This is a genomic window from Rhizobacter sp. P3_B12 (genome assembly GCF_056402895.1).
Genome location: NZ_JBFUGN010000323.1, coordinates 1 through 6,004, shown reverse-complemented (window position 1 = coordinate 6,004; position 6,004 = coordinate 1). Strand labels below are relative to the sequence as shown.

The 6,004-nt window shown below is 70.3% G+C and carries 8 protein-coding genes and 1 riboswitch; of the genes, 5 read left to right on the top strand and 3 right to left on the bottom strand.

Annotated elements, in window-relative coordinates; all coding sequences use genetic code 11:
• From AC1D01_RS17315 to AC1D01_RS17300, 4 genes are all read left to right on the top strand, one after another.
• Window positions 1-312, top strand: a 312-nt coding sequence (locus AC1D01_RS17315; protein ID WP_477868369.1) for a phosphatidate cytidylyltransferase, incomplete at its 5' end; no start/stop codon positions are given.
• 15 nt (window positions 313-327) lie between these two features.
• Complete coding sequence (gene ruvC / locus AC1D01_RS17310) at window positions 328-876, top strand: crossover junction endodeoxyribonuclease RuvC (RefSeq protein WP_477868367.1); 549 nt, start codon at window positions 328-330, stop codon at window positions 874-876.
• An 11-nt stretch (window positions 877-887) separates the two neighbouring features.
• On the top strand, window positions 888-2,114 hold the full coding sequence (locus tag AC1D01_RS17305; RefSeq protein WP_477868365.1) for an alpha/beta fold hydrolase: 1,227 nt from the start codon (window positions 888-890) through the stop codon (window positions 2,112-2,114).
• Between the two features lie 48 nt (window positions 2,115-2,162).
• Window positions 2,163-2,332: riboswitch (FMN riboswitch) on the top strand.
• A gap of 80 nt (window positions 2,333-2,412) precedes the next feature.
• Window positions 2,413-2,892 carry a 6,7-dimethyl-8-ribityllumazine synthase gene (locus tag AC1D01_RS17300; RefSeq protein ID WP_477868363.1) on the top strand — a complete coding sequence of 160 codons (480 nt, stop codon included), beginning with the start codon at window positions 2,413-2,415 and terminating at the stop codon, window positions 2,890-2,892.
• 6 nt (window positions 2,893-2,898) lie between these two features.
• Here the strand turns inward: AC1D01_RS17300 and AC1D01_RS17295 are convergent, their stop codons facing one another.
• Together AC1D01_RS17295 and AC1D01_RS17290 are read right to left on the bottom strand one after the other, a co-directional pair.
• Window positions 2,899-3,237, bottom strand: a complete 339-nt coding sequence (locus AC1D01_RS17295; RefSeq protein WP_477868361.1) for a hypothetical protein — start codon at window positions 3,235-3,237, stop codon at window positions 2,899-2,901.
• A gap of 15 nt (window positions 3,238-3,252) precedes the next feature.
• Window positions 3,253-3,771 carry a hypothetical protein gene (locus AC1D01_RS17290; protein ID WP_477868359.1) on the bottom strand — a complete coding sequence of 173 codons (519 nt, stop codon included), beginning with the start codon at window positions 3,769-3,771 and terminating at the stop codon, window positions 3,253-3,255.
• Between the two features lie 166 nt (window positions 3,772-3,937).
• Here AC1D01_RS17290 and AC1D01_RS17285 point away from each other — a divergent pair, with 166 nt between their 5' ends.
• Window positions 3,938-5,380 (top strand): DHA2 family efflux MFS transporter permease subunit, encoded by a 1,443-nt coding sequence (locus tag AC1D01_RS17285; RefSeq protein ID WP_477868357.1) that lies wholly within the window; start codon window positions 3,938-3,940, stop codon window positions 5,378-5,380.
• A 1-nt stretch (window position 5,381) separates the two neighbouring features.
• Here AC1D01_RS17285 and AC1D01_RS17280 read toward each other — a convergent pair whose 3' ends face one another.
• Entirely contained in the window at window positions 5,382-5,831 is a 450-nt protein-coding gene (locus tag AC1D01_RS17280; RefSeq protein ID WP_477868355.1) for a hypothetical protein, read from the bottom strand.
• Window positions 5,832-6,004 lie beyond the last annotated feature (173 nt).

Below are 6,004 nucleotides of genomic sequence, written 5' to 3'. Positions count from 1 at the left end.
CGGCAGATCGATCGCACGTTCTCGTGGCGCGCCTTCGTGATCGGCGCGCTCGGTGGCGGGCTGGTCGGCGGGCTGCTGTACTGGATCACGCCGTTCAAGCCGGCGCAGTCGCTGCTGATCGGCTTCATCGCCTCGGGCTGCGGCACGCTGGGCTCGCTGGTGATGCAGGCGCTGAAGCGCGATGCCGGCGTGCGGCGCTGGGGCAACCGGGCGTCGGTCACCGGCGCGGTCGGCCTGCTCGACCGGGTGGCACCGCTGGCGTTCGCGGCGCCGGTGTTCTTCCATTCCGTGCGCTGGTATTTCGATGCCTGACGCAGGCAGCGCGTGATGCGGATACTCGGCATCGATCCCGGCTTGCGGACCACCGGCTTCGGCGTGATCGACGTCGACGGCCAGCAGCTGCACTACGTCGCGAGCGGCACCATCAAGACCGATGCTGCCGACGCCGGCCACCTGCCGGCGCGGCTGAAGATCATCTTCGACGGCGTGTGCGAGGTCGCCGCGCGCTACGAGCCGCACTGCGCGTCGGTCGAGATCGTCTTCGTCAACGTGAACCCGCAGAGCACGCTGCTGCTCGGCCAGGCGCGCGGCGCGGCGCTGACCGCGCTGGTGTCGGGCAACCTCGACGTGGCCGAGTACACCGCGCTGCAGATGAAGAAGGCGATCGTCGGCCACGGCCAGGCGCGCAAGGAGCAGGTGCAGGAGATGATCATGCGGCTGCTGAAGCTGCCCGGCCTGCCCGGCAAGGATGCCGCCGACGCGCTCGGCCTCGCGGTGTGCCATGCGCACGCCGCGAAGTCGTTCGCCGCGATCGACCGCGCGACGCAGCGCACGCGCACGACGCGGGCGCAGTTCAAGGCGGGGYGGACGTACTGAGGATGCGGATGATGTGGCATGGCTTGGCGCGGCGCGTGGCCGCGGGGATCGCCTTTGTGGCCGTGGCGGGCGCGGCCTGCGCGCAGGAGGGGCCGTCGTTCCCGCCGCTGGAAGCCTCCGGCGCCGCCCCCTACGTCATCGGCGCCGAGGCCGATCTCGCCGCATCGCCGAGCTGGACCGACCTCGAGGCCATCGCCCTGAAGGAGGCCCAGCTCACGCGCGGCGCCTTCACCGGCGCCGATGGCGTGAAGATCCACTACCGGCTGTACCAGCACCGCGCCGAGACGCGCGGCGGCATCGTCATTTCCACCGGCCGCACCGAAGGGCTGGCGCTGTACCAGGAGACGGTGCGCGACCTGGTGCGCAGCGGCTACTCGGTCTACATCCACGACCACCGCGGCCAGGGCTTCTCGCAGCGGCTGCTGCCGCAGGACGACTCGATCGGGCACGTCGAGACCTTCGACGACTATGTGAACGACCTGGCCGCCTTCGTCGACGGTCCGGTGCGCGCGGCGCGTGCCGGCCGGCCGCTGCCGCTGTTCCTGCTGGCCCATTCGATGGGCGGTGCGGCGGCGGCGCTGTTCCTCGAGGCCTCGCCGTCGGCGCGCATCGCGGCGCTGGCACTCGTGACGCCGATGATGGCGCCGTGGGCCACCGGCGCCAGSAACGCCGGCGTCACCGCCCAACTGGCCGACTACCTGTGCGATGGCGGCACGATGCAGCTGTCGGGCATCGCCTGGCTGATGCCGAAGAGCTATGCCGAGGGCACGCCCTTCGACCCCGCCTACGAGTTGATCCGGCAACGCGCCCCCGATGCACCGAACGCGCTGACCCACAGCGCGGCGCGCTTCAAGCGCCATTGGGACATGCGCGCGCTGGCCCGCTGCGACGGCCCGGACTGCGGCTCGCCGCATGCGAAGGTGGGCGGCGTGTCGTACCGCTGGTTCCAGCAGTCCTGCGCCGCCGCCGAGCGGGTGCGCGGCGAGGCGGCCGGGCGCATCCGCCAGCCGGTGCTGCTGCTGCAGGGCGAGCAGGACGTGGTGGTGAAGCCCTCGGCGCAGAAGACCTTCTGCGACAACCTCAATGCGGCGCACGGCGCCGGCTACTGCATCGGCCGCACGGTGATGCAAGGCAAGCACTCGCTGCTGATCGAGGCCGACGCAGTCCGCATCCCGGTGCTGCACCGCGTGCTCGGCTTCTTCGACTGCGTGGCGAGCGGCGCGGCGCGCTGCGAGTGAGCCGCGGCCTGGCGACCTAGAATCGCCGCGTCCGCCCTCACCGGCGGACAGCGTTCTCAGGGCGGGGCGAAATTCCCCACCGGCGGTATCCGTGAGCGATCACGGGAGCCCGCGAGCGCCCGTTCATGCCACTGTGAAAGCAGTGGCCTGGCCGGGGTCAGCAGACCTGGTGCGATGCCAGGGCCGACGGTCACAGTCCGGATGAAAGAGAAACGCGAATGTCACGGGCGCGGCGGCTTCGGCTGCAGCGCCCGCGTTGTCGCGCGCCCTGATTCTGGCCATCCAACTCGAGGAACCCATGAATCAGATCCACACCCGTCCCTCCCTCATCAACGCACCGCGCATCGCGGTCGTCTGCGCCTCGTGGCACCGCGAGATCGTCGAACGGGCCCGCCGCGGGTTGCTCGACGAGTTCGAGCGACGACGGATCCCGACCGACGGCATCGATGCGTTCGACGTGCCCGGCGCGTTCGAGATCCCGCTGCATGCGCAGAAGCTCGCGCGCAGCGGCCGGTATGACGCGATCGTCGGCTGTGCGCTCGTCGTCGATGGCGGCATCTACCGGCATGAGTTCGTCAGCGCCGCGGTGATCGACGGCCTGATGCGGGTGCAGCTGGACACCGGCGTGCCGGTGTTCTCCGCCGTGCTGACACCGCGGCACTTCCACGAGCATGCGGAGCACCGGCAGTTCTTCAGCGAGCACTTCGTCAAGAAGGGCGCCGAAGTGGCCGGCGCCTGCCTCGCGACGCTGGAAGCACTGAAGGCGCTGCCGGCCTGATGCGCCTCAGTGGTACTTGACGTAGTACCACACGCCGAGCACGAGGATCACCAGCACCGAGATGCCGATCGGAGACTCGGTGTAGCGCCGGTCCTCGAGCCGGAACAGCAAGGTGATGACCTCGCCGAGCAGGGTGCCGACGACCGGGCCGAACAGGAACCCGACCAGGCCGAAGCCGAGCGCCGTGCCGCCGATCCAGCGCACGAACACCGGCCGCAGGTCGGGCACGTCGATCGCCGCGTGGTACACGCCCAGCCACCAGGCCACGGCCGCACCGATCACCGCACCGACAACCACGCCGACGAAGCCCGACGCGAGGCGATCGCCGACATCCAGTTGAGCCATCGCCGCCCCGGCGCCTCAGTGCTTGCGCCGGTCGAGGCTCGAATGGCCCTCGATCGCCGGGGACGGGCGCAGACGCTGCGGCGACAGCTCTTCGCGCGCGCGCTGCTCGAACGACATCAACCGGCCGAACTCGAACAGCACCAGGCCGATCAGGCCGATGCCGCCGGCCATCGCCAGCACCTGCACGGCCGGCACCGCATCGACGCCATGCAGCCACGGGCGCACCAGCAGGCTCGCGACGCCGATCACCGCGCCGGCATGCAGGCCCACCGAACCGGCGCGTTGCAGCGCCTCGGGCAGGCCGGTGGCCGGCCAGGCGTCCAGCGTGCCGGGCACGCGCGCGACGAGGCCGATGCGGTACAGGCCGGCGACCAGCAACACCAGCGCGATCAGCCCGGAGAGCAGCGCCGCGGCCGCTTCCGCCGCATCCCCGAAGGCCGGCAGGCCGCCGAGGCGCGCCAGCGCGATCGGCAGCAAGAGCCCGAACAGGTTCAGGCAGTAACAGAGCTTGAGCAGGAATGTGGCCCGTTTCATGTGGTCTGGATCTTCTGAAGTGAAACGCCTCCCCGGCGCATGAACGGCGAAGTCTAGCGAGCGGGCGCGATGCGGTCGCGCGCGGTGCGCCCCCCCTGTTGGGGGGGTGTGTCGGTTCGCTGCGACGAGAATGGCGGCTTTTGGCCCGACGACGGAGGATTTCCCGATGCCCCACCGCCACCTCGACACCCGCAAGCGCTGGCTGGCGCTCGCCGTACTGTGCCTGGGCGTGCTGATGATCGTGCTGGACACGACCATCGTGAACGTCGCGCTGCCGTCGATCCGCAGCGACCTCGGCTTCTCGGAGACCTCGCTGGTGTGGGTGGTCAACGCCTACATGCTGACCTTCGGCGGCTTCCTGCTGCTGGGCGGCCGGCTCGGCGACCTGTACGGCCAGCGCCGGCTGTTCCTGCTCGGCATCGCCGGCTTCACGCTCGCGTCGCTGGCCTGCGGTCTCGCGCAATCGCAGGGGGTGCTGATCGTCGCGCGCGCGGTGCAGGGGCTGGCCGGCGCGGTGGTGTCGGCGATCTCGCTGTCGCTGATCATGAATCTTTTCACCGAGCCGGCCGAGCGCGCGAAGGCGATGGGCGTCTACGGCTTCGTCTGCGCCGGCGGCGGCAGCATCGGCGTGCTGCTCGGCGGGTTGCTGACTGGCGCGCTGAGCTGGCACTGGATCTTCCTCGTCAACCTGCCGATCGGCATCGCGGTGGCGGCCCTGTGCGGGGTGCTGCTGCCGGCCACGCCGCCGGCGGCGCATGGCGCGAAGCTCGATGTGGCCGGCGCGGCGACGATCACCATCGCGCTGATGCTGGCGGTGTACGCCATCGTCAACGGCAACGAGGCGGGTTGGCTGTCGGCGCAGACGCTCGGCCTGCTGGGCGCCGCCGTCGTGCTGCTGGGCGCGTTCTTCGCGATCGAGTCGCGCGTGGCCGAGCCGCTGGTGCCGCTGTCGCTGTTCCGCCTGCGCAATCTGTCGACCGCCAACATCGTCGGCGTGCTGTGGGCGGCCGGCATGTTCGCGTGGTTCTTCATCTCGGCGCTGTACCTGCAGCTGGTGCTCGGCTACACGCCGATGCAGGTCGGGCTCGCGTTCCTGCCGTCCAACCTGATCATGGCGGCGTTCTCGCTCGGGCTGTCGGCCAAGCTGGTGATGCGCTTCGGGCTGAAGAAGCCGCTGGCCGGCGGGCTGCTGGTGGCCGCGCTGGGGCTGGCGCTGTTCGCACGCGCACCGGTCGACGGCAGCTTCTGGATCGACGTGCTGCCGAGCATGCTGCTGCTGGGCGTCGGTGCCGGCGTCGCGTTCAACCCGCTGCTGCTGGCGGCGATGAGCGAGGTGCAGCAGCAGGATTCGGGGCTGGCCTCGGGCATCGTCAACACCTCGTTCATGATGGGCGGCGCGCTCGGGCTGGCGGTGCTGGCCAGCCTGGCTGCGGCGCACACCGGTGGGCTGGTGTCAGCCGGCGTGGACCCGAAGGCCGCATTGACCGCCGGCTACCACCTCGCGTTCCTGATCGGTGCCCTGTTCGCGGCAGCCGGCGGGTTGCTTGGGGCAGCGCGGTTCACGAAGGTTGCCGCGCCGGCCGACCCTCAAGCGGCGCATGCCGCCTGAATCAGCTGGTGCATTCGAGCTGCAGCGACTGGATGTGGCCGCCGACGCCGAGCTTGGTGATCAAGCCACCTTCGCGGCTGTTGGGGCCGAAGGCGATGGAGCGATCCTTGAACATGGCGTGCTCGTAGACGCGCAGCGTGGCCTTCGGGCCGGTCACCAGGCTGTCGATCTCCTTCTTGAGCTGCCGGCCGTTCATCTTGTCGGCGCTCTCGAGCGAGACCGGGCCGACCAGCGTCGCCACCTCGCCCTTGAAATTGCGTTCGCCGTAGAACTGGGCCCAGCAGCCGGATTCCAGCGCGGGCGTCGAGATCTCGACCGGCACCTGCACGATGACCGGCTGCGGGCGCGTGTCGCCGGTGGCGGTCTGCAGGTTGCTCGGCGTGGAACTGCAGCCGGCGGCGACGAAGGCAGTGAGGACGGCGAGCGGGATGAGCGTGGTGATGCGGTTCATGCGATTCCTCGTGAAGATGCGACGGCCCCGCCCTGGGGCCGTCTCTTCAGCGATGATCGATGCGGCTTCGCGGCGCGTCGATCGGAGGCAGCCGCTACCGGCTGTAGGCGGCCATCACCTCCATCACCTCGTCACTTGGCCGCGTCGTCCTTCAGCTGCGGCAGCGCAGATCC

Excerpts from the sequence above, each read along its gene's own strand:
- AC1D01_RS17300 (WP_477868363.1), top strand. The coding sequence starts at position 2,413 with ATGAATCAGATCCACACCCGTCCCTCCCTCATCAACGCACCGCGCATC.
- AC1D01_RS17290 (WP_477868359.1), bottom strand. The coding sequence starts at position 3,771 with ATGAAACGGGCCACATTCCTGCTCAAGCTCTGTTACTGCCTGAACCTG.
- AC1D01_RS17295 (WP_477868361.1), bottom strand. The coding sequence starts at position 3,237 with ATGGCTCAACTGGATGTCGGCGATCGCCTCGCGTCGGGCTTCGTCGGC.
- AC1D01_RS17285 (WP_477868357.1), top strand. The coding sequence starts at position 3,938 with ATGCCCCACCGCCACCTCGACACCCGCAAGCGCTGGCTGGCGCTCGCC.
- AC1D01_RS17280 (WP_477868355.1), bottom strand. The coding sequence starts at position 5,831 with ATGAACCGCATCACCACGCTCATCCCGCTCGCCGTCCTCACTGCCTTC.